Source organism: Bacillus sp. N447-1 (genome assembly GCF_022701035.1).
In the GTDB taxonomy this organism is placed as follows: domain Bacteria; phylum Bacillota; class Bacilli; order Bacillales; family Bacillaceae_G; genus Bacillus_A; species Bacillus_A cereus.
Map to the genome: position 1 here is coordinate 3,639,601 of NZ_CP065509.1, position 25,197 is coordinate 3,664,797.

Sequence of the window (25,197 nt, forward strand, 5' to 3'; positions counted from 1 at the left end):
AAAAAAGTCTAAAAAACCCTTGAAAACGCTATGTTATTTTAAAATATTGATAATTCTCCAGACGCTTGAATTCTGGAATAAAACCGACTAATATAGGGAAGTATTATGTTAAATTTCTATGACAAAATTCGTACGATTTTTTGACTGCGTTTTGTTATGATATAGAATGTGATAAATTCCACATTCTTGACAAATAGAGTTTTTAGTACTTGGTATTATTTCTCATTACTATTATATAAAGAAAAGGGTTGTGATTTGGTGAAGACTCCAAAAATCGTAGTTTTAGGTGCAGGTTATGGCGGGATGATTACGACTGTTCGTCTGCAAAAAGCATTATCTGTAAATGAAGCTGAAATTACGCTAGTAAACAACAACAGCTATCACTACCAAGCGACTTGGTTACACGAGAGCGCAGCTGGTACATTACAAGATGAAAAAATCTGTCTAGATATTCAAGACGTTATTGATACAAATAAAGTAAACTTTGTACAAGACACAGTAGTAGAAATTAAAGCTGCTGAAAAACGCATTATCTTAAAAGACGGCGAGTTAGAGTATGACTACTTAGTAATTGGTCTTGGTTTCGAATCAGAAACATTCGGAATTACAGGATTAAAAGAGCATGCATTCTCAATCGCTAACATTAATGCAACTCGTGAAATTCGTGAGCATATGGAAGCTAGTTTCTCTAAATATGCAACTGAACAACGCGATGAGTTAGTAACAATCGTAGTTGGTGGTGCTGGATTTACTGGTATCGAGTACGTAGGTGAGCTTGCAAACCGTGTTCCTGAACTTTGCAAAGAGTACAATGTACCACGTGAAAAAGCACGTATCATCTGTGTAGAAGCTGCTCCAACAGCACTTCCAGGTTTCGATCCAGCGTTAGTAGAATACGCTGTAAAACAACTTGAGAAAAAAGGTGTAGAATTCCGCATCGGTACAGCAATTAAAGAAGCAACTGAAGAAGGTATTATCGTTGCGAATGGCGATGACACTGAATTAATTAAGTCTGAAACAGTAGTTTGGGCTGCAGGTGTTCGTGGTAACGGTATTGTGGAAGAGTCTGGATTTGAAGCAATGCGCGGACGTGTAAAAGTTGATGAGTACATGCATGCTCCAGGATACGAAGATGTATTCATGGTTGGTGACGCAGCGTTAATCATTAATGAAGAAATTAACCGTCCATACCCACCAACAGCACAAATTGCAATTCAACAAGGTTACAATATTGCACACAACTTAACTGTATTAGTTCGTGGTAAAGGTGAAATGAAAAAATTCGCATTTGATAATAAAGGATCTGTATGTTCTTTAGGTCATGACGATGCAATGGGCGTTGTTATGGGTAAAAAGTTAACAGGTTGGAAAGCTTCCTTCATGAAGAAAGTAATCGATAACCGTTACCTATTCTTATTAGGTGGACCTTTATTAGTTCTTAAAAAAGGTAAATTAAAGTTCTTTTAATATATAGTAGAAAAAGCAGAAACGGCTAAGAGCTGTTTCTGCTTTTTTCATATTAAAAATATAGTATAATATAAAAAGAAAGAATATTCTGTCCGTTCTGAAAGAGGAGGTTATTACATCATGGAGAAACGAGGGAAGGTATGGCTAGCTGTTAGTGGTTTAGTAGCTACAAAAGATGGTAGGTGGCTATTTGTTAAGAAGAAATACAGTGGATTAAAAGGGAAATGGTCTTTACCGGCTGGTTTTGTAAATGAAGGTGAGACGGTTGATGAAGCTGTGAAACGCGAAGTGTTAGAAGAGACAGGCATTGTCGCTCATGTGAAGGGGATCATTGGTGTTCGATCGGGTGTTATTCGTAATGAGATTAGTGATAATATGATTATTTTTCTTTTGGAGCCTGAAGGAGAAAATATTATTATACAGGAGAAAGAATTGTCTGAAGTGGCGTTCTTACATCCGGATAAGATTGTAGACGATCCGAATACGTCTGTGCTTATTAAATATTTGTTAGAAGGAAGATCAGAACTACATCTTGAAGTGGACAAAACATTAAATCCAGGCGAACCATTTGGTTATACAGCTTATCACGTATTTACGGCACGTGCGAAGGAGAGGGGAAAAGAGTGAGTATACCGGTACTACTTATTTCAATGATGTTATTCTTTATTTTGTTCTTTGGAATTGGATTTTTACTCAACATGATTTTGCGAGCTACTTGGGTAATGGTTATTGTGTATCCGATTGTTTGTATGCTTATTATTAATAAAGCGAGTATGTGGGATTATTTTTCAAAACCGAAAGAAACATTTTCTTCATTTGGGACAAGTGTATCGCACTTAGGACAAGCAGACGTATTTATTCTATCTACTGGATTAGTAGGGGCTGCTTTAGCAGGAGTCGTAATCAAGAAACTTCGGAAAAGCGGATATCAAATGTTTTAATCTCCAATTAAGTTGGAGATTATTTTTTTGCATATTCCTTCATGGTATAGGGAATGATTAACGATGAAGGAGTGTGGAATATAAAAATGTTAAAACGATATTGTATTCGCATTATGATGACTTGTTTACTTGCAATTGCATTATGCGTAACATGGAATGCTTTCACAGGAGTTTCTTTATTAGAGATTGTAAAGAAGTATGAGGGAACGAGTGCAAAAGAAGTACATGCAGCAGAAGTTAAGAGAAATGTTGCTCCGAGTAAAGAAGTGATAAATGCTTTAGAGCAGGCAAACGACTGGTCTAAATATCGTTCAATTGAAATGACTGCAACAGGTTATACATCGGGGATTGAGTCAACTGGTAAGAGGCCAGGGCATCCAGAGTATGGTATTACATATTCAGGTGTTAAAGTGAAAAGGGATTTATATTCCACAATCGCTGCGGACTTACGCGTATTTCCGATTGGAACGATTCTATTCGTACCAGGTTATGGATATGGTGTAGTAGCTGATAAGGGCGGTGCAATAAAAGGAAACCGTCTTGATCTATATTATGATACGGTGAAAGATGTTTATAGCCAATGGGGTAAGAAAAAAGTAAATGTGTACGTAGTAAAAGTAGGAAATGGTAAGTTTACAGAAGAAGAGTTAACGATGTTAAATCAAGACGAAACGATGCAAGTGTTTCGTGGTCAATATTTAAAACAAAGATAGTCTAGTCGTAATTACGCTAGACTTTTTTTCTTGGCTTATTTCATAATAGAGGGGATTTTACACGTCATATAACTGTAGTTAGAATTGTCGCATTTTATCGAAAATAAAGTTATAATGGTGGTAGAGAAATTTAGGGGGTCTGAACATGTTTCAAGTACAAAAAGAATTAGCAGGTCATGAAGCAGTAATTGTTGCTTTATTTGAAGAAGAGAAAATGAGTAGTTTTGTACAAGAACTGGACAAAGCGTTTGAAGGACAATTACAAGTTTTACTAGAAGAGAAAGAATTATCTACGAAGAAAAAGGCCATTTCGAAAGTGCATAGCTTAGGAAAAACAAATGTGAAACGTTATTACTTTGTTGGTTTAGGCAAGAAAGAGTCTTACACGACAGAAACGTTACGTGCGGCTCTTGGTAAGGCATTTAAAACACTGCAAGCAGCAAAAGTACAAGATGCAGCAATCTTACTTGATTCTTTCGTAACAGAGAAATTAGACGCGATTGATGTCGCTCATATTGCAGCAGAGGTACAAGGCCTTGGTACATATGAATTACAAACGTATAAATCAGATAAAAAGGATCGTGTAGAGTTAGAGAAGTTCACGGCTATTACATCGGAAGATGCACAAGAAATTGAAGCCGCATTAACAGTTGGCTACGTACATGGACGTGCAACAAATTCAGCTCGTACACTTGTAAATATGCCGCCAAACGTATTAACAGCGACAAAGCTTGCTGAGTATGCTGTTGAATTAGCGGAGAAGTATGATATGGACTATAAAGTTCTTGAGAAAGAAGAGATGGAAGATCTTGGTATGGGTGCGTTACTTGCAGTAAACCAAGGTAGTGTAGAGCCACCAAAAATGATCGCTCTTATTTATAAGGGAAAAGAAGAGTGGAAAGATGTCATTGGGTTCGTTGGAAAAGGTATTACATACGATACAGGTGGTTATTCTTTAAAACCACGTGAAGGCATGGTCGGTATGAAAGGTGATATGGGCGGTGCAGCTGCTGTATTAGGTGCGATGGAAATTATCGGTGAACTTCGCCCAGAACAAAATGTGATCGCTGTTATTCCTTCAACTGATAACGTTGTAAGTGGTACGGCATTTAAGCCAGACGATGTAATCACATCTATGAGCGGAAAAACAATTGAAGTATTAAATACGGATGCAGAAGGTCGTCTAGCTTTAGCTGACGGTATTACGTATGCGAAAAAACTTGGTGCAAACTACCTTGTTGATGTTGCAACATTAACAGGCGGTGTAATTGTTGCACTTGGAAACTATACGACAGGCGCAATGACAAATAATGAAGAGTTATTTGAGCAAGTGCTAGAGGCTTCTATGGAAACAGATGAGCCAATTTGGCAACTACCGATTTTTGATCGTGATAAAGAACGCGTTCGAAACAGTAAGTTTGCTGATTTAAATAACTCACCAGGCCGTGAAGGACATGCGGTTATGGCAGGTACATTCTTAGGCGAATTCGCTGAAGATACACCGTGGGTACACTTAGATATCGCTGGAACATCAGAAACAAAAGGCGCGCACGACTTAGGTCCAGCTGGAGCAACTGGTGCAATGGTACGTACACTTGCAACACTTGTGGAGCGTTTTGGAGAAGAATAAGAGTATAAGTGAAGACTGTTCCAATATTTTGGAACAGTCTTCTTTTTATAGGTTTGTTTACCCCGCTATTTGCCGGGTAGTAAGACTCGCACCCAAAAATTCAGCGAAAGCAAAGCAGTTAGGTGGGGTTGTCGTAAAAGCCCGATTGGTGAGGGCTGATTAAAGTTTCACTTTATAAAGAAATCGTATACAAAATCCCGTTTAAAGCAAAAGAAGTACGGCCCGTTTCTTCAGAGACAACTAATATAAGTGCATCACTCTTTTCTGATAAGCCAATTGCAGCTCTGTGACGTGTTCCTAGCTCAGGATCAACTTCTGTACTTTTCGTTAAAGGAAGAATATTAGCAGCTGAGACAATATGATTATTTTTTACGAGAACGGCACCGTCATGAAGAGGGTTACCTGGATAAAATATTGATTCGAGTAATGGTGCAGTTAAATGAGCGTTTAATGTCGTTCCAGTTTGAATGAGAGCTTCAAGCGTCTCGTTTCTTTCCACAACGATAAGAGCACCATGTTTTCTGGCGCTTAAGTGTTGGATAGCTGTCGTAATAAAAGATGAACTTTCCGTATAAGGTGATAAATATGCCTGAATATAGTATGTAGCTGCCAATGTTTGTACATTTGCTAACATATGATGAATATCTTCCATTTTGCATAAAATACATTCGTCTTCTTTATCGATTGCGTTCCTCATAATCGATAGTTCTTTTTCAGCAATTTCAATCATTTGCTTTGTTTGTATTTTGAGCTCTTCTGACAAGCCCCATTCGTGCATAATCCTCATTCCCTTTAGTGGAGTATTTAACAATAGTGTATACAAATATTCCTAGTAAAATCCTGCTAGATTTTATAAAATATTGAGATACAGCATGTTTTTTTCATATAATAAAGGTATGACGAGCGAGAGGAGAGAGAAGAATGAATTGGAAACAAGAATTTAGTCGCTGGCTTTCTTACGCACAATTAGATGCAGAATTAAAAGAACAGCTAGAAAATATGAAGCAAGATGAGAAGAAAATCGAGGATAGCTTTTATAAAAATCTAGAGTTTGGCACAGGTGGTATGCGTGGTGAACTTGGTGCTGGTACGAACCGTTTAAACGTATATACAGTTCGTAAAGCAACAAAAGGATTAGCAAGCTTTATTGAAAAATTAGGTGAGGAAGCGAAAAAACGCGGTGTTGTTGTAGCCTATGATTCTCGTCATAAATCACCTGAGTTCGCAATGGAAGTTGCTGCTACACTTGGGGCACGCGGTATCACAACATATGTGTTTGAAAGCTTACGTCCAACGCCAGTACTTTCTTTCGCAGTTCGTCATTTACATACAGTAAGTGGAATCGTTCTTACGGCAAGCCATAATCCACCTGAATATAACGGATACAAAGTATACGGTGAAGATGGTGGACAGTTACCTCCAAAAGAAGCAGATGAGTTAATTAGCTACGTAAATGCAGTAGAAGATGAATTAACAGTTGAAGTCGCTGATGTAGAGCAATTAAAAGCTGACGGTTTATTACATATTATTGGACAAGAAGTAGATGATGCATATGCTGCAGAATTGAACAATGTCATCATTAATAAAGAAATGGTGCAAAAGGTCGGCAAAGACTTAAAAATCGTCTTTACACCATTGCACGGAACATCAAATATTTCTGTACGCCGTGGTTTAAAAGAAGTTGGATTTACAGATGTAACAGTTGTAAAAGAGCAAGAGTTACCAGATCCAAACTTCTCTACAGTAAAATCACCGAACCCAGAAGAGCACGCAGCGTTTGAGTATGCCATTCGTGATGGTGAAAAGGTAGGTGCAGATGTATTAATCGCAACTGATCCTGACGCAGATCGTCTAGGTGTAGCAGTGCGTAATCATAATGGTGAGTTCCAAGTATTAACAGGAAACCAAACAGGTGCATTAATGCTTGATTACTTACTATCTCAAAAGAAAGAAAACGGAACGCTTCCGGAGAACGGTGTCGTATTAAAAACAATCGTAACGTCTGAGATTGGTCGTACAATTGCAAAAGCATACGGTTTAGATACAATTGATACGTTAACTGGATTTAAATTTATCGGTGAGAAAATTAGACAGTATGAAGAAAGTGGACAATATGAATTCCAATTCGGTTATGAGGAAAGCTATGGTTATTTAATCCGCCCATTCTGCCGTGATAAAGATGCAGTACAATCTGTCCTATTTGCATGTGAAGTAGCTGCATACTACAAATCACAAGGGAAAACGTTATATGACGGTCTATTAGAAGTATTTGAGAAGTACGGTTTCTTCCGTGAAGACCTTGTATCGTTAACGTTAAAAGGAAAAGATGGAGCTGAAAAAATCCAAGAGATGATGGCAACGTTCCGTGAGAATCCGCCGAAAGAAGTAGCAGGCTTAACAGTCGTAGCAGTGGAAGACTATAAAGCAAGCATCGTTACATCTTTACAAGATGGACATAAAGAAGAGATTCACTTACCGAAATCAAATGTGTTAAAATATCAATTAGAGGATGGTTCATGGTTCTGCCTACGTCCATCTGGAACTGAGCCGAAGATTAAGTTTTACTTTGGTGTAAAAGATAGTTCTTTACAAAATAGTGAACAAAAGTTACTTACTATTAAAGAAGACATTATGAATCGTTTATAATACAAAGTAATTTTAAGTAGTAAGGAACAAAAGGGAGCGAAATCTCCCTTTTGTTTTATGTAGGAAATGCTTGCTATTGATTCCGACAGGAGAGAGGGTATTTTGTGATGAAAAAAGTAAGAAAAGCGATAATCCCAGCAGCTGGATTAGGAACACGTTTTTTACCAGCAACGAAAGCAATGCCGAAAGAAATGTTACCGATAGTAGATAAACCAACGATTCAATACATTGTAGAAGAAGCAGTGAAATCGGGTATCGAAGATATTATTATCGTTACTGGTAAAACAAAGCGCTCTATCGAAGATCATTTTGATAACGCATTTGAACTAGAACAAAACTTATTAGAGAAGAAAAAATATGAGTTGCTTGAAAAAGTACAAGCTTCTTCAAAAATGGTAGATATTCATTACATCCGTCAAAAAGAGCCGAAGGGACTAGGACATGCTGTTTGGTGTGCGCGTAAATTCATTGGTGATGAGCCGTTTGCAGTGTTACTAGGTGATGATATTGTCCAAGCTGAGAAACCGTGTTTACGTCAATTAATGGATGAGTATGAAAAAACACTTTCTTCTGTTATTGGTGTACAAACTGTTCCAGAGTCGGAAACACATCGCTATGGAATTATCGATCCATTAGAACAAGAAGGTCGTCGTTACCAAGTTCGCAATTTCGTTGAGAAACCAGCACAAGGTACAGCTCCTTCAAACTTAGCAATTATGGGCCGTTACATTTTAACGCCCGAAATCTTTATGTTCTTAGAACAGCAACATGTCGGTGCTGGTGGTGAAATTCAATTAACAGATGCAATCCAAAGCTTAAATGAAATCCAACGTGTATTTGCTTACGATTTCGAAGGAAAGCGCTACGACGTAGGTGAAAAGCTAGGATTCGTTCAAACGACAATTGAAATGGCCCTGCAACACCCAGAATTACGTGATGACATGGTTGCAATGATGAAGAAAATTTTAGAAGAACAAGCGAATCAAGAGTCTTAATATAAAAAAAGAGTTATTGCAGCAAGCTGCAATAACTCTTTTTTATTATGAAATCGTCGAATGAGAATGCTGATAAGCAGAGCGACGCACAGCATAGTATATGCGAGGTGCGATAATAGCACCGATAATTGTAAATGCAATATCTTTTACTGCAAACCACATCATAATCATCCAAGCAGCTTTATAGCTCATATTACCGCCCATAAAGAGATTGACTGCTCCGTACATGTAAGTAGTACCGATTATATAAGTTAAAATAATTCCAGTGAAAGAGGCAATTGCAAATGTAATGAAAGTGGGTCTTTCTTTTTGTTCTACTAGTTTTCCTGATACGTAAGCAACGATAATAAAGGCGATAATAAAACCACCAGTAGGATCTAAAAGTGCTCCAAATCCAGCTTTGAAGTTAGCGAAGATTGGTGCGCCGGCTAAGCCAACGAGCATATATACAGTCATGGATAAGGCACCAAGTCTACTTCCAAGAAGAAGACCTGCTAAAATTGCGAAAAATGGTTGCATAGATAATGGGATGCCTGCTACTTGTAAGAAAGGTGCCCAAGATACAATATTTGCACCGATGGCCATAAGAGCAACGAACATGGCAGCTAATGCTAAATCTAAAACATGTAATCTTCTCATAATGTTAACCTCCTGTTGTTTTTAGGTTAACATTATCGTAGCGAAAATATTTACTTGTTGTCAATCAAAATATTTTGATAAGAAGGCTTTAAATAGTCTCTTAGCAACGTATATGGAATACGAAATTGCGGAATTCCACTTGAATAGGGAGCAATCTCATATAAAGGGAAATAAATGACGAGATTGTCTGGCTCTAAAAAGAAGTGAAATTTTTTCATACTCATTACTTTTTCAGTTGCATCAGGAAAATAAATGCTTTCATTTTGTTTAATTTGTCGTACAATCTCTGCACGGATTACATCTTTATATTTATCCTTTTGTTGAAATAAATCGTCTAAGTGCAGCACCTTTTTTTCGTTTAAATCAAATGTATTTGCCTTCCACGTATAAAGACCGTGTGCTCCGCCAGTATATTGATAGTAATTCACATATAGGCTAAGAAAAGGTGGTTTGTTTAAAGAGACTTTATAATCAACATTTGCTACGTACGGATGAAAAGGTGTACTAGATCCTGCTGTCTCTTTATAATATTTTTTTGCTTCTTTTTCTAATTTGTTTTTAAATTTGTCAGTGGATTTTTTGTAGTATAAATTGAGTTTATTTTGAAATTTAGAATCAGAAAAGTTGTGAAAAGAAGGCCTATTTATTTGATATTCTATATAAGGTTTCTTACCTTTTTGCGTTACAGTCTTAACATCGATTGTCAGGTTAGATGCTTTGGCTGTTATTGCACAATTTGGTACAATAGTCAGCAAGGAGAACATAAGCAGTAATATACAAAATTTCTGTTTCATTTAGGTGAAGCCTCCTTATATAAGTGTTATAAGTAGTTTGAAAATAAATAGGTAAAATTATACATTTAATTAAAGTAAGAGAAGGGGGAAGCGATATGGCAAAAACTTTAATGGATTCACTTGGAATTGAGTTGTTAGAGATGACAGAAGATAAGGTAGTTGCTACGATGCCTGTTGATGAGCGTACGCATCAACCGTTTGGATTTTTACATGGAGGTGCATCGGTTGCATTAGCGGAAACAGTGGCAAGTGTTGGTTCATATAATTTAATTGATCAAGAAAAATGTATTTGTTTCGGATTAGAAATTAATGCAAACCACATTCGCTCAAAGAAAGATGGAATTGTAACGGCGATCGGAACACCGATACATAGAGGACAATCGACAATGGTTTGGGATGTTCGTATTATTGATGAAAATGATGATTTACTATGTATATCAAGATGTACAGTAGCAATTAAAGAAAAACGTGAAAAGTAAAAAAGAGGCGCTCTTACGAGCAGCCTCTTTTTCTTATAATTAGAACTGGATTTTCTTCTCTAAGAAACCTTTTAGTTCGCTAATTGGCATACGAACTTGTTCCATTGTGTCACGGTCACGTACTGTAACAGCTTTGTCTTCAACTGAGTCGAAGTCGTATGTGATACAGAATGGTGTACCGATTTCGTCTTGACGACGGTAACGTTTACCGATAGAACCAGTTTCATCAAAGTCTACCATGAAGTCTTTAGCTAATTCTGCGAATACTTCAGTAGCACCTTCAGATAGCTTCTTAGATAATGGTAAGATAGCTGCTTTGTATGGTGCTAAAGCAGGGTGGAAACGAAGAACTGTACGAGAATCGTTTTCTAATTGCTCTTCTTCATATGCATCACATAAGAATGCTAATGTTACGCGGTCTGCGCCTAAAGATGGCTCGATGCAGTATGGCACGTAACGCTCATTCGTTTGTGGATCAATATAGTTAAAGTCTTCGTTTGAATGTTCCATGTGACGTTTTAAGTCGAAGTCTGTACGAGATGCAATGCCCCAAAGTTCGCCCCAACCGAATGGGAATTTGAATTCAATGTCAGTTGTTGCATTACTGTAGTGAGATAACTCTTCTTCACCGTGGTCACGAAGACGCATGCTCTCTTCAGACATACCAAGTGAAAGTAACCAGTTTTTACAAGTTTCACGCCAGAATGCAAACCACTCTAAATCTTCACCAGGCTTACAGAAGAATTCAAGTTCCATTTGTTCGAATTCACGTGTACGGAATGTGAAGTTACCAGGCGTGATTTCGTTACGGAAACTCTTACCGATTTGGCCGATACCAAATGGAAGCTTTTTACGCATAGAGCGTTGAACGTTTTTGAAGTTTACGAAAATACCTTGTGCTGTTTCAGGACGAAGGAAGATTTCGTTTGTGCTAGACTCTGTAACACCTTGGAATGTTTTGAACATTAAGTTGAACTGACGGATTTCAGTGAATTCTTCACTACCGCAATCAGGACATTTTACTTCATGTTCTTTCATTAAGTCAGCCATTTGGTCGAAAGTAAGACCGTCAACAACCATTTCGATGCCTTTTGCATCTAAAGCATCCTCAATTAATTTGTCAGCACGGTGACGAGCTTTACATTTTTTACAGTCAATCATTGGATCGTTGAAGTTACCAACGTGACCAGAAGCGATCCAAGTTTTAGGGTTCATTAAAATAGCTGCGTCTAAACCAACGTTGTGTGGAGATTCTTGAATGAATTTTTTCCACCAAGCTTTTTTAACGTTATTTTTTAATTCGATTCCAAGTGGACCGTAATCCCAAGTGTTTGCAAGACCACCGTAAATTTCAGAACCAGGGAAAACAAAACCGCGATGTTTCGCTAAGTTTACAACTTGTTCCATTGAATACATAAGAAAATCCTCCTTTTGAAAGTTAACGTATTGGCGATGACATACTCTGATACTTTGGAAACGAGCAGTATATGCTAAAAAGAACATAAAAAAACGCTCATCCCAAGGCTTATTTGCCTAGGGACGAGCGTTTGCCCGCGGTTCCACCCTAGTTGATACACAAAAGGTGCATCCACTTTATCATGTATTGCTCGGGACTGCCGTTTCCTTGCGGCTTCAGGCTTTCACTATCCCTGAATCGCTTTTTATGCAAGTACTTATAAGTCCGTCATCGCTACTTATATTAATAATAATGAACATATTCTAACACGTTCTTTTTTAAATCTCAATAGAGGAACGCGTCTATCTATGATAGAGTCTCGCCTATTTTTTCATTATTTATTCCGTAATTTTGCTTAATATGCTTAATTGCTTCACGCTTACTTAATGGAGCGAGCTCATTGTTTTGAACGTATTCCCAAACTACATCCGGATTTGTTTTTGCATATTCACGAAGGACCCAGCCAATCGCTTTTTGAATGAAAAATTCTTTTGAAGAATGTAGTTGTCCAATAATCCAGAAAAGAAGTTCTTCATCCATCTTTTGTTTATATTTTAGTTGGAATAAAATAGCGGCACGTTGTAACCATATGTTATCTGATGCAATCCATTTTGGAATATAGGCAGAAATTAATTCTGGATGTTTTAAAAAGATATCGCCTAAAAATGTAGGGACGATGCTATCGACAGAGTCCCACCAAGATTTTGTGACAATCAGTTCTTCTAAGAAGGGGATATGAGTTTCGTTTATATGCTTTTTATATTTTTGCATAATATCAAGTGCGGCCGCTTGGAATTCACGTTCTGGTAAGTCCCAAAGCTCACGTATGATAATTTGGAAGTCTTTTTGATCTGGGAGAGTATGTATTTGAATGATGTCTTTTAATAATTGGCGTCTTTCCGGTGTTTGAATACCTAGAAATAGGAAGTGATTTTTCATATAACGAGCCATAGGTTCTGCTTTTTCAGGATTTTGATGAGCTGTGAAATGCTCTTGTAATGCTTTTACAAATGGATGCATAAGTGTTGCTCCTCTCTTATTCTCTTTCTTCTCTTATTATACAAAGAGTTTGGATAAATTTTAAAACATAACTTGCAATGTAATGAAATATGTTGAAAGTAGAGAGGAGAGGATAAGATGGAGGATCAAGGCGTATTAGCAGGTTTCTTTGCTCTTAGTTTTGCGTTTATTCTTGTTATATTGATTTGGGCAATTATTTCATATTTGTTAACGGCTTTTGCACTTTATTCGATGGCGAAAAATGATGGTGCAACGGACGGGGTGCTTGCGTTTATTCCGTTTTTGAATAGTAAGACATGGGGTGACTTAGCGAAAGATAAATTACCAGATTTTTTGAAAGAAGAAGCAGGGTGGAAAGTATTCGGTATATACGTTGCATGTTTTATTTTTAATTTCGTACCAATTATAAGTTTACTAGCAACAGCTGTATCGATTGTATTGTCCATTTATCTTATCTACGCTATTTTAGACAGATACGGAACGAACTCTATATTATTTACGATTATTCATGTAATCACATTTTCAGTGTTCTTACCGATTCATTTATTTATCATTCGAAATGAACCGGTGAGATATAAAGAGTAGATTTTTCTTTTTTGTTGATAAGTCGATATATTTTAGATATAAGTAAAAAAGCGCCCTGATTATCAGAGCGCTTTTTTTACTACATAAGATAGCGTAAATAAATATAAATGTGAGAAATGATTAATGAAACGATCATAATTGGGAAACCGACTTTTAGGAAGTCCATGTAACTAAATTTATGTCCTTCGCGGCTCGCGATACCTGCAACGATTACGTTAGCAGAAGCTCCGATTAATGTTCCGTTTCCGCCCAGACAAGCACCTAGTGCTAATGCCCACCATAATACATCGATTTGTGCGTCAGATGGTGATAAGCCTAGCCCAACTGCCATATCGTTAATAAGTGGAATCATTGTTGCAACGAATGGGATGTTATCAATTGTTGCAGAGGCGATACCAGATACCCATAAAATAAGGATGGATGCGTAAGAAATATCTCCGCCTGTTATACCAATTACTTTTTGAGCTAACATTTTGATAAGACCGATATCGATAAGTCCTCCAACAAGTACGAATAGCCCTGCGAAGAAGAAGATTGTTACCCACTCTACACTTGCGAATACCTCTTCAATTTCATGTTCTTTCACACCAATTAACATAAGTACAGTAGCACCAGTTAAGGCGATAATAGCGGCATCAATATGGAAAATAGAATGAGTCATGAAACCTACAATTGTAAGTCCAAGTACCGTTAAAGATTTTTTCATTAATACTGGATCTTTAATGTATTGTTTTTCATCTAAGCTCATTAATTTTTTAACTTGTACAGGATCGGCAATTAATTGTTTACGGTACATGAAGTAAAGTATTGTTGCTGTAACTGCAATAATAATAATTACGATTGGTGCTAGATTTAATAGGAAAGCATTGAAGTCTAAATGCTTATTTGCAGAACCAATCATAATGTTAGGTGGATCACCAATTAATGTTGCTGTTCCTCCAATATTTGAAAAAATAATTTCAGAAAGTAAATAAGGAACAGGATTTACTTGCAGTATGCGCGTAATAGATAAAGTAACTGGAACAACAAGAAGTACAGTTGTAACGTTATCTAAAAATGCGGAGCCAAGCGCGGTAAGTAGGGAAAGGGAAATTAAAATTTTAATTGGATTTCCTTGTGCCCCTTTTGCTGCTTTAATGGCAACGTATTGGAAAACACCTGATTTACTCGTAATGTTCACCAAAATCATCATACCGATGAGTAGCGTAATCGTTCCCCATTCAATATGTTTCGTAAAGGCGTTATGTAAATCGACGACCCCCACAATTACCATGAATGCTGCACCGAGAAGTGCGATGACAGCGCGATTAATTTTTTCAGAAATAATAATGGCATATGTAATTAAAAAGACTGCGATAGCAAAATAATACTGCCAGTTAGCGAGTTCTTGCGTTGTTTCGTGCAAAAATCTCATCTCCTTTCATTCATTTTTCTTAGTGTGTCAAATATTAACTAGATGAAACACACATAACGTCATTATAAAGTAGAAAAACTGCGGATGTAAATGAAAGGAGAGATTTTGTCATATTTTCTGCATAGGTCATTTTTTCTTATTTTTTAAAATATTTGTGGGCATTTGACATATATATAAGATACATCCAATCTGAATATTTAAAATGGAATTAGCATTCGAGCTTGTTCGTGTAGGAGTGTCAAATAGAAAGGAATGACAAAAATGATAAGGAAGGGATCGTATGGATGAACAACGATTTTTATTTTTAGACTTTGAGTTTACGATGCCCCAGCATAGAAAGAAACCGAAAGGATTTTTTCCAGAGATTATTGAGGTAGGACTCGTTTCAGTTGCTGGCTGTAAGGTAGAAGATACGTATTCATCACATGTCAGGCCGAAAACATTTCCTTCTTTAACGGATCGATGTAAGAAGTTTTTGGGAATAAAACAAGAAGTCGTGGATAAAGGGATTTCATTTCCTGAACTCGTTAAGAAGCTTGCAGAATACGAAACGAAATGTAAACCGACAATTGTAACGTGGGGAAATATGGATATGAAAGTGCTGAAACATAATTGTGAAATGGCAGGGATAGCTTTTCCATTCTTCGGACAGTGTCGTGATTTATCGCTTGAGTATAAGAAGTTTTTTGGAGAAAGAAATCAAACAGGATTATGGAAAGCAATTGAGGCGTATGGAAAAGTAGGGACAGGGAAGCATCATTGTGCGCTTGATGATGCGATGACGACGTACAATATTTTTAAACTAGTAGAAAAAGATAAAGAGTATTTAGTAAAGCCAGCACCTCCAACATTAGGAGAACTTGTTGATTTTTCAAAAGTGTTAAAGAAAGTGAGCACACAGTAACGACCAAATTGCACATTATGTAATTTGGTCGTTTTGTTTTTTAGAGTTTGTAGTCTTTCTTTAACTGTTGTAATGTTTCTAGACTACGCTCTGCAAAAGGTGAATCATCTTCAGAAAATGAATTCATTTGAGTTTCTAATGCTAATTTTAGTGACTCGGTATAATCCGGAATTTCTCCTTCATATTTTTTCACCATTTGCTCTGGAATGTTCGTCTGTTCACGGAAAGCTAAAGCGCGTCTTTCATGGAAAAATGGTACGTCAGCTTGTTTTACGTTATGTAAGTCACCTTGCACCGGATGTTTTAAAACAGCTAATACTTTTACGACGTAACTGCCAGGGCGGCTATTTGTAACTTCGCCGATGTATTTTCCTGTTTTATAAATACCAGTAACGATTTCGCCAATTTCAAATGTTTCTCTCATATTTTTCACCTCAAGTTTATAGTAAGGAAAGTAGGAGAAGGAGTCAAAGAAATCATTTGCTTTCAGAACGCCCCTTGAGAATATAGATAGGTTCCACTATAATTTAAAATGATATAACAGAAAATTCTGATGTTTTATAAATCCTATAATAAGGAGTGTTCTATATGATGCCTTTATATTTTCCGGAAGATAAAACAGAATATATTATTCCAGGGATTGTTTGCGTTCTATTTATTATCGGTGCTATTGCCACGTGGCGCATGTTTATTCGTGTATCAAAAAGAGAAGCAGAGCGATTGCAGAAAGTTGAAGAAAAACTATTAGCTGAAAAGAAACAGTAATGCATTTTTGTATGTTTCCCTCTATGCTCGGACAATCTAAGGGCAGAATATATTTTGGAGGGAATAAAATGAAGAAACGGCTTTTTTTCAGTTGTTGTTTATTATTTCTGATGGCAGGTTGTGACCAAGGAAAGCCGAAAGAAATTGAAGTGAAATTACATAATGCTTCAGGAGATGAAGTAGGGACTGCGAAAGTAGTGCAGCAAACAAGTGGCGTGAAAATTACGATTAAAGGAGAAGGTTTCACGCCAGGACCACACGGACTACATGTACATGAAATTGGAGAGTGTAAGGCACCTCGTTTTGAATCATCCGGGAATCATTTTAATCCTGATGATAAAAAACATGGTCTTCTTAATCCGAAGGGTGCAGAAAACGGTGATTTACCGAACGTAGTTGCAGATGGTTCTGGAAAGATTAAAGCGGAAATCGATGCACCTCACATCACACTTGAAGAAGGAAAAACGACGATTCATAGAAAAGATGGAGCGTCTATTATTATTACAGAAAACCCTGATGATGGTATGACTCAACCGACAGGTAAATCAGGGGATCGAATTGCTTGTGGCGTAATTGTAAAAAAAGCATCGGATATGAAGAAAAAGTAAAAGCTACCGTGAATGGTAGCTTTCTTTGTGAAATGTAATTGAAAATATATCAGCGATTATTGGAATTTATCGACTGTAACTCAAATTATATCGGCGATTATTGGAATATATCGACCGTAACTTGAAATATATCGACTTACCGACAAAATATTACAAAGGAGTCTGTCCAAGAATGATTAGGGGGACAGACTCCTTTCTTATTATGAAAACGTATGACGCAGTCTGTTTAAAATTTCTTCTAAAACAGATCGTGGACAGCCGATATTAATTCGAATATGTTCTTCGCCACCTAACCCGTATTTCTCACCAGGTTCAACAATGATTTTTCCTTTTTCCTCAAGTAATGCAGTACGCTCGTTTTGAGAAAGCTTTAGACGAGAACAATCAATCCATAATAAAAAGCTACCTTCTGGCTTCGTTACGGAAAGAGCAGGTATGTGAGTTTTAATATATTCACAAGCAAATTGAGCATTATCTTCTATATATAATCGAATTTCGTTTAGCCAATCATTACATTCTGTATAGGCACTTTGCATCGCTGTATAAGCGAAGATATTTAATCCGTGGAAGCCTTGTCTATATTGGATAGATGTAAAGGCTTGACGGAGTTTTTCATTTGGAATGATAATAATCGATGCTTGTAATCCAGCGATATTAAATGTTTTACTTGGAGCCATACAAGTAATCGTGCGAGCTGCTAATTCTTCAGATAAAGAAGCGAACGGTGTATGTGTATGATCTGCATAAATAATATCGGAATGAATTTCATCCGCCACAACGATTACGTTATATTTAGTACATAACGATCCGAGCTGCAAAAGTTCCTCTTTCGTCCAAACGCGCCCGATTGGGTTATGAGGGCTACAAAGAAGCATGAGTTTGATGCCTTGCTGAAACTGCTTTTCTAAATGCTGGAAGTCTATCACATATGTATCATTTTGTTTCTGTAATGGACTCACGTATAACTGTCTGTTGTTTGTTGTGACCATTTCGAAAAATGGAGGATAAATAGGTGGTTGTACGAGAACGGATTCGTTTTCTTTTGTGAAAGCCTGTATGCTCGTACTAAGAGCTGGAACGATTCCGGCGCTAAAGACAATCCATTCTTTTTGAATATCCCAGTCGTATTGTTGTTTTGTCCAGTTACAAATAATATTCCCAATATTTTCGGGAGGAAGTGTATAGCCAAAAATCGGATGTTCGATTCGTTGTTTTAAGGCAGTTTGAATTGGTTTTGGTACTTCAAAATCCATATCAGCAATCCAAGCATGGATAAGTTCTTCGTTTTTATATGTATCCCATTTTATACTATGCGTTCCACGTCGATTGATTGCTTTATGAAATAGTTGCATAAGTTTGCTCCCTTCTTCTGTAAAACCAATAAGTTATGAAAGTTCTCTCTCTTCTTATAGAATAGCTGATGTGATAGGATAAAGAAAAGTATTAAAAAGTGAAAAGGCGGGAAGCGAATGGGTACATATGAAAAGATGATAGAGGTTGTGAAGAATTGGGATCCGTTTCAAATGGGACCGGAGTTTTATGAAACAGAAGCGAGCGATGTTGTGAACGTCATAAGTGTGTTTGACGATCCAAAATACATCGCAAAGAAGATTCAACATATATACTTTATGTCTTTTGAGGAAGTACCTGCGCTTGAAAAATGTGAGAAGTTAGCTGTGGAATTACTTGTAATAAAAGAAGGCGGAAGTTGTTCATTGTAGGCTGTCGGAATTTCCGACAGCCTTTTTATATTACTGCGCAGAAAAAGCCATAATTTCTTCATAAACATGTTCCGGTTTTTCTTCAGGTAGTAAATGTCCTGTGTTTTCGTAAGAAATAAATTTCGAATTCGGTAAATCTTTGTGTAGACGATGACCTACATGTACAGGGACGACGCGGTCTTTTTCACCCCAAATGAGTAGGATAGGTGTTTCGATTTTTTGTAATTCAGTTGAAGATAAGTCACCTTCACGGTCTCGTATCATGCGAGTTAAAGCGGGAAATATACGGTTGTCATAAAAAGGAGCGGAGTAACCTTTTTTCATTTCATCGTCAATTAATGAGTGATCATGAACGACATTCATTAAGTTATGAACAATGCCGCGCCGTATAATCCAGTTCTTTACGTATAAATGAAAGAACGGTAAATAAGAAGAGTATAGTAAAGGTAAGGTTGCGCGCGCTAAATAGCTCGAGCTACATAGTAAAATCGTCTTTGAAATGAGTTCAGGACGTATACGGTTTACATAGAGAGAAATTTGCCCACCCATAGAATGCCCAACTAATACAATGTTTGAGAGAGATAAATGTTCAATTAAATCAATAATAATCGTTGCTAAATTGTGATAAGAATACTTAAACAGATGAGACTTATCACTTTTTCCGAACGGTGGTAAATCAAGAGCAATGACTGTTCCTTCCTTCGCTAGTAAAGGAATGAGACGGCGGTAACTGAATGAGGAAGATAAAAAGCCGTGAACGAGTACGAAAGTAGGGCGTTCTGTTTTATTATCATGTTCATACAATTCGTAATGAACAGTAGTGCCGCGAGTGGAAAAAGTGAAATAAGGACAAGTATATTTATGATTCATTTTTTGTCACTCCATTGATTTTTGTTCATATCATCTCCAAGGAAGAAGAAAATATGTTAACAAAAAAAGGCAAGATGACGATGTCATCTTGCCTTTCGTTTATTCAGTATTACCCGCGCACAATATTAGGCGGTGTTTTTCCTTGTAATCCTGCAACTAAATTTTCAGCGGCGGTCATGGCCATTTGCTGACGAGTTTTTAATGTTGCAGATCCGATGTGCGGTAAAGTCACAACATTTTGTAATGATAAGAGTGGATTATCTTTTTGAATTGGCTCTTGTGTAAAAGTATCGATGCCTGCTGCAAAGATTTTCTTTTCTGTTAAAGCATGGATTAACGCTTCTTCATCTACTGTTTTCCCCCGAGAAGCATTAATGAAGATTGCTGTTTCTTTCATTAATGAAAATTCCTTTTCTCCGATAAGGTGATATGTTTCATCTGTTAATGGAGTAAGAAGAACAATAAAGTCAGACTGCTTCAGTAGCGTCTGTAAATCACAATATGTAGCATCGAATTTTTGTTCAGCTTCTTCTTTACGACGGCGGTTATAGTAAAGAACATTCATATCAAATCCGAATTTTGCTCGTTTTGCAACGGCTTCTCCAATTCGGCCCATACCGATAATACCAATTGTGCTATGGTGTACATCTAGTCCGAAGTGTTCTTTTCCGATTTCAGCGTTCCATTCACCATTTTTTACGTAAGAATCGAGTTCGCAAACGCGGCGCCCAGCTGATAGCATAAGGGCGAAAACGAGATCAGCTACTGTATCATCTAATACGTATGGTGTATTCGTTCCGATAACCTTTCGATTTTTCATCGCTTGTAAATCAAAATTATCGTAACCAACAGAAATGTTGCTCACTACTTTTAAGTTAGGAGCCACTGTCAGTAATTCTTCATTAATAGCAGATCCGAAATTTAATAACCCATCTTTATCTTGTATTTTCTCTAATAGAACATCACGAGGTACTTTCTCATTTTGATCCCATTTTTCATAATCACAGTGTTCTGATAAATAGTTTTCTACAAATGTCGGAACTGGTTCAGCAATATAAATTTTTGGTTTCACGGTTCCATCCCCTTTCGCTTTATCACGCATTTTTCCGCTGATTAAAGTTTCACTTTATTTTGACATAATTCAATAGAAAAATCTTCTTTTCAAACTGGAAAGGGTATTTGTATAATTTAGACACAAACGAAAAGGAAGGATGATTTATATGGTGACAGAAAAAGAATTAGAATTATTAGCTTGTCTTGAAAAGAGTAGTCGATTATCTGTAGATACATTAGCGAAGCTGTTAAATATAGAAGTAGAAGAAGTAAAGAAGATGGTTGCGAGATTAGAAAATGAAAAGATTATTGTGGATTATGTAACACATATCGATTGGACGAAAGTGAAAGAACATACAGGTTTAACGGCAATGATCGATGTGAAAGTTACGCCAAAGCACGGCGTTGGGTTTGATGCGGTTGCTGAGCAAATTTATCGTTATTCAGAAGTGAAATCCGTTTATTTAATGTCAGGGACATATGATCTTTCTATTACATTAGAAGGTAAAACGATGGGGGAAGTAGCGATGTTTGTTTCTGAGAAATTAGCAACAATTGAATCTGTCGTTTCTACAACTACTCATTTCATTTTGAAGAAGTATAAACATGAGGGCGTTATTTATGAAAAAGACGATGATGATAAGCGAATTGTGGTGACACCATGAAGCAATTTGAACTATCTAGATCAGCAGAATCTTTAAAACCATCTGGTATTCGAAAATTTTTTGATTTAGCAGCAAATATGAAAGGTGTTATTTCCCTCGGGGTAGGAGAGCCGGATTTTGTTACCCCTTGGAATGTAAGGCAAGCATGTATTCGTTCTTTGGAACAAGGGTATACGTCATATACAGCAAATGCAGGATTATTGGAGCTCCGTCAAGAAATAGCAAAGTATCTAAAAAAACAATTTGCAGTATCTTATGATCCAAGTGATGAAATCATTGTTACAGTTGGAGCGAGCCAGGCGTTAGATGTAGCGATGCGTGCCATTATAAATCCTAATGATGAAGTGCTCATTGTTGAACCAAGCTTCGTTTCTTATGCACCACTTGTGACATTAGCTGGAGGAGTTCCGGTTCCTGTGGAGACTAAGCTAGAAAACGAGTTTAAAGTACAACCAGAACAAATTGAAGCAGCTATTACAGCGAAAACAAAGGCGATTTTACTTTGTTCACCAAATAACCCGACAGGTGCAATGCTAAATAAATTCGAGCTTGAAGAAATAGCAGTGATTGTTGAGAAGTACAATCTAATTGTATTATCTGATGAAATTTATGCAGAGCTTGTATACGACGAAGCATATACAAGTTTCGCGAGTATTAAAAATATGCGCGAGCATACGATTTTAATTTCAGGATTTTCAAAAGGATTTGCGATGACAGGATGGCGTCTCGGTATGATTGCAGCTCCTGTTCAGTTTTCAGAATTGATGCTCAAAATTCACCAATATTCCATGATGTGTGCACCGACGATGTCTCAGTTCGCAGCACTTGAAGCGTTACGTGCGGGGAATGATGAAGTAATTCGGATGAGAGATAGTTATAAGAAGCGTCGTAATTTTATGACGACATCTTTCAATGAAATGGGCTTAACGTGTCATGTGCCGGGCGGAGCATTTTATGTTTTCCCTTCTATATCTTCAACAGGATTATCTTCAGCGGAATTTGCAGAACAGTTATTGCTGGAAGAAAAAGTAGCTGTTGTCCCTGGTAGCGTATTTGGCGAAAGTGGTGAAGGGTTTATTCGTTGTTCTTATGCGACGTCGCTTGAACAACTTATGGAAGCAATGAAGAGAATGGAACGGTTTGTTGAAAATAAAAAAAGGACAAAACGTAATACGTTTTGTCCATAAAAGGGGGGGAATACTAGAAAGCCATGTGTTAGTAGTCTATCCCAATATTGGAGAATTATACTTCTTTAAGGGAAATTTTTCATGAATTTTGAATGAGTTCTGTCATAGTGGTATAATTTACTAATATAAGGTATGCGCATTCTAGATATTGTTATCTAGAATGCGTACTAACCAATCGGATATTTAAAATAAATATATCTGCTTTGCTCTCTATAATTGTAGAGAGAATGGTAAACGTATGGGAGTGTTTCATATGTCAGAACAATATACAACAGGAGTGGTTGTAACAGGGAAAGTGACTGGAATTCAAGATTACGGTGCGTTTGTAGCGTTAGATGCAGAAACACAAGGACTTGTGCATATATCTGAAATTACAAATGGATATGTAAAGGATATTCATGACTTTTTAAAGGTCGGCGATACAGTAGAAGTAAAGGTACTTTCAATTGATGAAGAGCACAGAAAAATGAGTTTATCGTTAAAAGCGGCGAAAAGAAAACAAGGAAGGATTCTTATACCGAACCCATCTGAAGACGGATTTAATACGCTGCGAGAAAAGTTGGCAGAATGGATTGAAGAGTCCGAGTTAACAAAGTAAAAGAGGAACGCATATGAGCGTTCCTCTTTTACTTTATCTTATGATATATATTTGCAAATATGATTGCATGCAATCATATTCGTATGTCGGAGGTGAAAGGACATACTGATTATCGAATTTCGTTTGTTTCTGGGTGCGTACCAAGATTTTCAGATGGTTTAAACAGTAAACCAAGGTTGATAAGCCCAGATATACCAACGATGCCGTAAATAATACGTGCAAGAGCTGAATTTTGTCCACCGAAAATGGCTGCTACTAAGTCAAACTGGAAAAACCCGATTAGTCCCCAGTTCACAGCGCCAATTACAGTAAAGACTAATGCGATACGTTGCAAAGTACTCATGAAAAAGCCCCCCTTAATTGTGAAGCATGAGCAAGCGATGAGTTAATTAACTCTTTTATAGAATGGGGTAGTTATGTTGTTTTTATACATAAAAAATGTTTAGAAAAGGATGTATATACATCTATACCGAAAAATGCGAATTTTTATGCAAAAAATGAACTTTTTCTAAAAAATATATATTGGTTACGTTTACAATTGCCTAATCGCTTGATTTACAACTTCAGTTTCGCTAAAGTGAATACAGAAATACATATCCATAATTGGAGGGAAAAAGATGAGTACACATGTAACGTTCGACTATTCTAAAGCGTTATCCTTCATCGGTGAACATGAAATCACTTATTTACGTGATGCAGTGAAAGTAACACATCACGCAATCCACGAAAAAACTGGAGCTGGGAACGATTTCCTTGGGTGGGTAGACCTTCCGCTTCAATATGACAAAGAAGAATTCGCTCGCATTCAAAAATGCGCAGAAAAAATTAAAAATGACTCTGACATTTTACTTGTTGTAGGTATTGGTGGTTCTTACCTAGGAGCACGCGCAGCAATCGAAATGTTAAACCATTCTTTCTACAACACGCTTTCTAAAGAACAACGTAAAACTCCACAAGTGCTATTTGTTGGACAAAACATTAGCTCCACTTACATGAAAGATTTAATGGACGTATTAGAAGGTAAAGACTTCTCTATTAACGTTATTTCCAAATCAGGTACAACAACAGAGCCAGCACTAGCATTCCGTATCTTCCGTAAGTTATTAGAAGAAAAGTATGGAAAAGAAGAAGCTCGCAAACGTATTTATGCAACTACAGATAAAGCGCGTGGTGCATTAAAAACATTAGCTGATAACGAAGGTTACGAAACATTTGTTATTCCAGATGATGTTGGAGGTCGTTTCTCTGTATTAACGCCAGTTGGTTTATTACCAATCGCAGTAAGTGGCTTAAATATTGAAGAGATGATGAAAGGTGCAGCTGCTGGTCATGATGACTTCGGAACATCAGAACTAGAAGAAAATCCAGCTTACCAATACGCAGTAGTTCGTAACGCTTTATACAATAAAGGAAAAACAATTGAAATGCTTGTTAACTATGAGCCAGCACTTCAATACTTCGCTGAGTGGTGGAAACAGTTATTTGGTGAAAGTGAAGGAAAAGATCAAAAAGGCATTTTCCCATCTTCAGCAAACTTCTCAACTGATTTACACTCATTAGGTCAATACGTTCAAGAAGGGCGTCGTGACTTATTTGAAACAGTTCTTAAAGTAGGTAAATCTACACATGAACTAACAATCGAATCAGAAGAAAACGATTTAGACGGATTAAACTACCTTGCTGGTGAAACTGTAGACTTCGTAAACACAAAAGCATACGAAGGTACATTACTTGCACATAGCGACGGGGGAGTACCAAACTTAATCGTAAATATTCCTGAATTAAATGAGTACACATTCGGTTACCTTGTATACTTCTTCGAAAAAGCATGTGCGATGAGCGGCTACTTATTAGGCGTGAATCCATTTGACCAACCTGGAGTAGAAGCATACAAGAAAAACATGTTTGCTTTACTTGGTAAACCAGGATTTGAAGAATTAAAAGCAGAATTAGAAGAGCGTTTAAAATAATAAAAAGCGACCGGATTCCGGTCGCTTTTTATTATTTTATCGAAAAGTCCATCAGTATATTCAAACTAAAGTGGGTA

At 37.0% G+C, this 25,197-nt stretch carries 28 protein-coding genes; 17 read left to right on the forward strand and 11 right to left on the reverse strand.

Annotated elements, in window-relative coordinates; translation table 11 throughout:
- Positions 1-258 precede the first annotated feature (258 nt).
- The 5 genes from IQ781_RS18335 to pepA all read left to right on the forward strand — a co-directional run bounded on the left by IQ781_RS18335 (position 259) and on the right by pepA (position 4,751).
- The gene (locus tag IQ781_RS18335) at positions 259-1,467 is read left to right on the forward strand and encodes an NAD(P)/FAD-dependent oxidoreductase (protein ID WP_000856612.1); all 1,209 of its coding nucleotides are present in this window, start codon (positions 259-261) and stop codon (positions 1,465-1,467) included.
- A gap of 120 nt (positions 1,468-1,587) precedes the next feature.
- A complete protein-coding gene (locus tag IQ781_RS18340; protein ID WP_000415315.1) occupies positions 1,588-2,094 on the forward strand; it encodes an NUDIX hydrolase in 507 nt (168 codons plus the stop codon).
- Positions 2,091-2,408 (forward strand): YuiB family protein, encoded by a 318-nt coding sequence (locus IQ781_RS18345; RefSeq protein WP_000027016.1) that lies wholly within the window; start codon positions 2,091-2,093, stop codon positions 2,406-2,408. The genes IQ781_RS18340 and IQ781_RS18345 overlap by 4 nt, the downstream gene beginning before the upstream one ends.
- 86 nt (positions 2,409-2,494) lie before the next feature.
- Positions 2,495-3,121 carry a 3D domain-containing protein gene (locus IQ781_RS18350; RefSeq protein WP_000920103.1) on the forward strand — a complete coding sequence of 209 codons (627 nt, stop codon included), beginning with the start codon at positions 2,495-2,497 and terminating at the stop codon, positions 3,119-3,121.
- Between the two features lie 145 nt (positions 3,122-3,266).
- Positions 3,267-4,751: a cytosol aminopeptidase gene (pepA, locus tag IQ781_RS18355; RefSeq protein WP_000487946.1), complete on the forward strand. Its 1,485-nt coding sequence runs from the start codon at positions 3,267-3,269 to the stop codon at positions 4,749-4,751.
- 172 nt (positions 4,752-4,923) lie between these two features.
- Here pepA and cdaS read toward each other — a convergent pair whose 3' ends face one another.
- On the reverse strand, positions 4,924-5,529 hold the full coding sequence (cdaS, locus tag IQ781_RS18360) for a sporulation-specific diadenylate cyclase CdaS (RefSeq protein WP_000545252.1): 606 nt from the start codon (positions 5,527-5,529) through the stop codon (positions 4,924-4,926).
- Between the two features lie 143 nt (positions 5,530-5,672).
- On the opposite strand from cdaS, the gene IQ781_RS18365 reads away from it, so the two are divergent.
- Together IQ781_RS18365 and galU are read left to right on the forward strand one after the other, a co-directional pair.
- Positions 5,673-7,397, forward strand: coding sequence for a phospho-sugar mutase (locus tag IQ781_RS18365; RefSeq protein WP_001104219.1), 1,725 nt, complete (start codon positions 5,673-5,675; stop codon positions 7,395-7,397).
- A 107-nt stretch (positions 7,398-7,504) separates the two neighbouring features.
- Positions 7,505-8,392 (forward strand): UTP--glucose-1-phosphate uridylyltransferase GalU, encoded by an 888-nt coding sequence (galU, locus tag IQ781_RS18370; protein WP_002097988.1) that lies wholly within the window; start codon positions 7,505-7,507, stop codon positions 8,390-8,392.
- Between the two features lie 45 nt (positions 8,393-8,437).
- Here the strand turns inward: galU and IQ781_RS18375 are convergent, their stop codons facing one another.
- Together IQ781_RS18375 and IQ781_RS18380 are read right to left on the reverse strand one after the other, a co-directional pair.
- Positions 8,438-9,031 (reverse strand): biotin transporter BioY, encoded by a 594-nt coding sequence (locus IQ781_RS18375; protein ID WP_001253379.1) that lies wholly within the window; start codon positions 9,029-9,031, stop codon positions 8,438-8,440.
- A 50-nt stretch (positions 9,032-9,081) separates the two neighbouring features.
- Positions 9,082-9,825 carry a DUF3298 and DUF4163 domain-containing protein gene (locus tag IQ781_RS18380; protein WP_000810326.1) on the reverse strand — a complete coding sequence of 248 codons (744 nt, stop codon included), beginning with the start codon at positions 9,823-9,825 and terminating at the stop codon, positions 9,082-9,084.
- Between the two features lie 95 nt (positions 9,826-9,920).
- On the opposite strand from IQ781_RS18380, the gene IQ781_RS18385 reads away from it, so the two are divergent.
- Positions 9,921-10,304 carry a hotdog fold thioesterase gene (locus tag IQ781_RS18385; protein ID WP_001140612.1) on the forward strand — a complete coding sequence of 128 codons (384 nt, stop codon included), beginning with the start codon at positions 9,921-9,923 and terminating at the stop codon, positions 10,302-10,304.
- A gap of 39 nt (positions 10,305-10,343) precedes the next feature.
- Here the strand turns inward: IQ781_RS18385 and IQ781_RS18390 are convergent, their stop codons facing one another.
- The gene (locus IQ781_RS18390; RefSeq protein WP_053514385.1) at positions 10,344-11,720 is read right to left on the reverse strand and encodes a glycine--tRNA ligase; all 1,377 of its coding nucleotides are present in this window, start codon (positions 11,718-11,720) and stop codon (positions 10,344-10,346) included.
- 346 nt (positions 11,721-12,066) lie between these two features.
- Positions 12,067-12,780, reverse strand: coding sequence for a DNA alkylation repair protein (locus tag IQ781_RS18395; RefSeq protein WP_000553305.1), 714 nt, complete (start codon positions 12,778-12,780; stop codon positions 12,067-12,069).
- A 117-nt stretch (positions 12,781-12,897) separates the two neighbouring features.
- On the opposite strand from IQ781_RS18395, the gene IQ781_RS18400 reads away from it, so the two are divergent.
- Complete coding sequence (locus IQ781_RS18400; RefSeq protein WP_000390061.1) at positions 12,898-13,365, forward strand: hypothetical protein; 468 nt, start codon at positions 12,898-12,900, stop codon at positions 13,363-13,365.
- Between the two features lie 79 nt (positions 13,366-13,444).
- Here IQ781_RS18400 and IQ781_RS18405 read toward each other — a convergent pair whose 3' ends face one another.
- Positions 13,445-14,770: an ArsB/NhaD family transporter gene (locus IQ781_RS18405; RefSeq protein WP_000545209.1), complete on the reverse strand. Its 1,326-nt coding sequence runs from the start codon at positions 14,768-14,770 to the stop codon at positions 13,445-13,447.
- Positions 14,771-15,059: 289 nt separating this feature from the next.
- Between IQ781_RS18405 and kapD the strand changes: the two genes are divergently transcribed.
- The gene (gene kapD, locus IQ781_RS18410; RefSeq protein ID WP_000344356.1) at positions 15,060-15,683 is read left to right on the forward strand and encodes a 3'-5' exonuclease KapD; all 624 of its coding nucleotides are present in this window, start codon (positions 15,060-15,062) and stop codon (positions 15,681-15,683) included.
- A 40-nt stretch (positions 15,684-15,723) separates the two neighbouring features.
- Here kapD and kapB read toward each other — a convergent pair whose 3' ends face one another.
- Positions 15,724-16,107 carry a kinase-associated lipoprotein KapB gene (gene kapB, locus IQ781_RS18415; protein WP_001209344.1) on the reverse strand — a complete coding sequence of 128 codons (384 nt, stop codon included), beginning with the start codon at positions 16,105-16,107 and terminating at the stop codon, positions 15,724-15,726.
- Between the two features lie 164 nt (positions 16,108-16,271).
- On the opposite strand from kapB, the gene IQ781_RS18420 reads away from it, so the two are divergent.
- Both IQ781_RS18420 and sodC read left to right on the forward strand, forming a co-directional pair.
- Positions 16,272-16,448: a hypothetical protein gene (locus IQ781_RS18420; RefSeq protein WP_000982757.1), complete on the forward strand. Its 177-nt coding sequence runs from the start codon at positions 16,272-16,274 to the stop codon at positions 16,446-16,448.
- 68 nt (positions 16,449-16,516) lie between these two features.
- Positions 16,517-17,056, forward strand: coding sequence for a superoxide dismutase [Cu-Zn] (gene sodC / locus IQ781_RS18425; RefSeq protein ID WP_000746520.1), 540 nt, complete (start codon positions 16,517-16,519; stop codon positions 17,054-17,056).
- Positions 17,057-17,256: 200 nt separating this feature from the next.
- Here sodC and IQ781_RS18430 read toward each other — a convergent pair whose 3' ends face one another.
- The gene (locus tag IQ781_RS18430) at positions 17,257-18,408 is read right to left on the reverse strand and encodes a MalY/PatB family protein (RefSeq protein WP_139847286.1); all 1,152 of its coding nucleotides are present in this window, start codon (positions 18,406-18,408) and stop codon (positions 17,257-17,259) included.
- Positions 18,409-18,525: 117 nt separating this feature from the next.
- Here IQ781_RS18430 and IQ781_RS18435 point away from each other — a divergent pair, with 117 nt between their 5' ends.
- Entirely contained in the window at positions 18,526-18,777 is a 252-nt protein-coding gene (locus IQ781_RS18435) for a YugE family protein (protein WP_000537641.1), read from the forward strand.
- Positions 18,778-18,807: 30 nt separating this feature from the next.
- Here IQ781_RS18435 and IQ781_RS18440 read toward each other — a convergent pair whose 3' ends face one another.
- Together IQ781_RS18440 and IQ781_RS18445 are read right to left on the reverse strand one after the other, a co-directional pair.
- Positions 18,808-19,647 (reverse strand): alpha/beta fold hydrolase, encoded by an 840-nt coding sequence (locus IQ781_RS18440; RefSeq protein WP_001015861.1) that lies wholly within the window; start codon positions 19,645-19,647, stop codon positions 18,808-18,810.
- A 109-nt stretch (positions 19,648-19,756) separates the two neighbouring features.
- The gene (locus IQ781_RS18445) at positions 19,757-20,749 is read right to left on the reverse strand and encodes a 2-hydroxyacid dehydrogenase (protein WP_002041993.1); all 993 of its coding nucleotides are present in this window, start codon (positions 20,747-20,749) and stop codon (positions 19,757-19,759) included.
- A gap of 118 nt (positions 20,750-20,867) precedes the next feature.
- Between IQ781_RS18445 and IQ781_RS18450 the strand changes: the two genes are divergently transcribed.
- From IQ781_RS18450 to yugI, 3 genes are all read left to right on the forward strand, one after another.
- Positions 20,868-21,365: an Lrp/AsnC family transcriptional regulator gene (locus IQ781_RS18450; protein WP_000255696.1), complete on the forward strand. Its 498-nt coding sequence runs from the start codon at positions 20,868-20,870 to the stop codon at positions 21,363-21,365.
- Positions 21,362-22,552, forward strand: coding sequence for an aminotransferase (locus IQ781_RS18455; RefSeq protein ID WP_060634680.1), 1,191 nt, complete (start codon positions 21,362-21,364; stop codon positions 22,550-22,552). The genes IQ781_RS18450 and IQ781_RS18455 overlap by 4 nt, the downstream gene beginning before the upstream one ends.
- Positions 22,553-22,805: 253 nt before the next feature.
- Positions 22,806-23,150 carry a S1 domain-containing post-transcriptional regulator GSP13 gene (gene yugI / locus IQ781_RS18460; RefSeq protein ID WP_000003763.1) on the forward strand — a complete coding sequence of 115 codons (345 nt, stop codon included), beginning with the start codon at positions 22,806-22,808 and terminating at the stop codon, positions 23,148-23,150.
- 109 nt (positions 23,151-23,259) lie between these two features.
- On the opposite strand, the gene IQ781_RS18465 is transcribed toward yugI, so the two are convergent.
- The gene (locus IQ781_RS18465; RefSeq protein WP_000105788.1) at positions 23,260-23,493 is read right to left on the reverse strand and encodes a DUF378 domain-containing protein; all 234 of its coding nucleotides are present in this window, start codon (positions 23,491-23,493) and stop codon (positions 23,260-23,262) included.
- A gap of 274 nt (positions 23,494-23,767) precedes the next feature.
- Here IQ781_RS18465 and IQ781_RS18470 point away from each other — a divergent pair, with 274 nt between their 5' ends.
- Positions 23,768-25,120: a glucose-6-phosphate isomerase gene (locus IQ781_RS18470; RefSeq protein ID WP_000103654.1), complete on the forward strand. Its 1,353-nt coding sequence runs from the start codon at positions 23,768-23,770 to the stop codon at positions 25,118-25,120.
- Positions 25,121-25,197 lie beyond the last annotated feature (77 nt).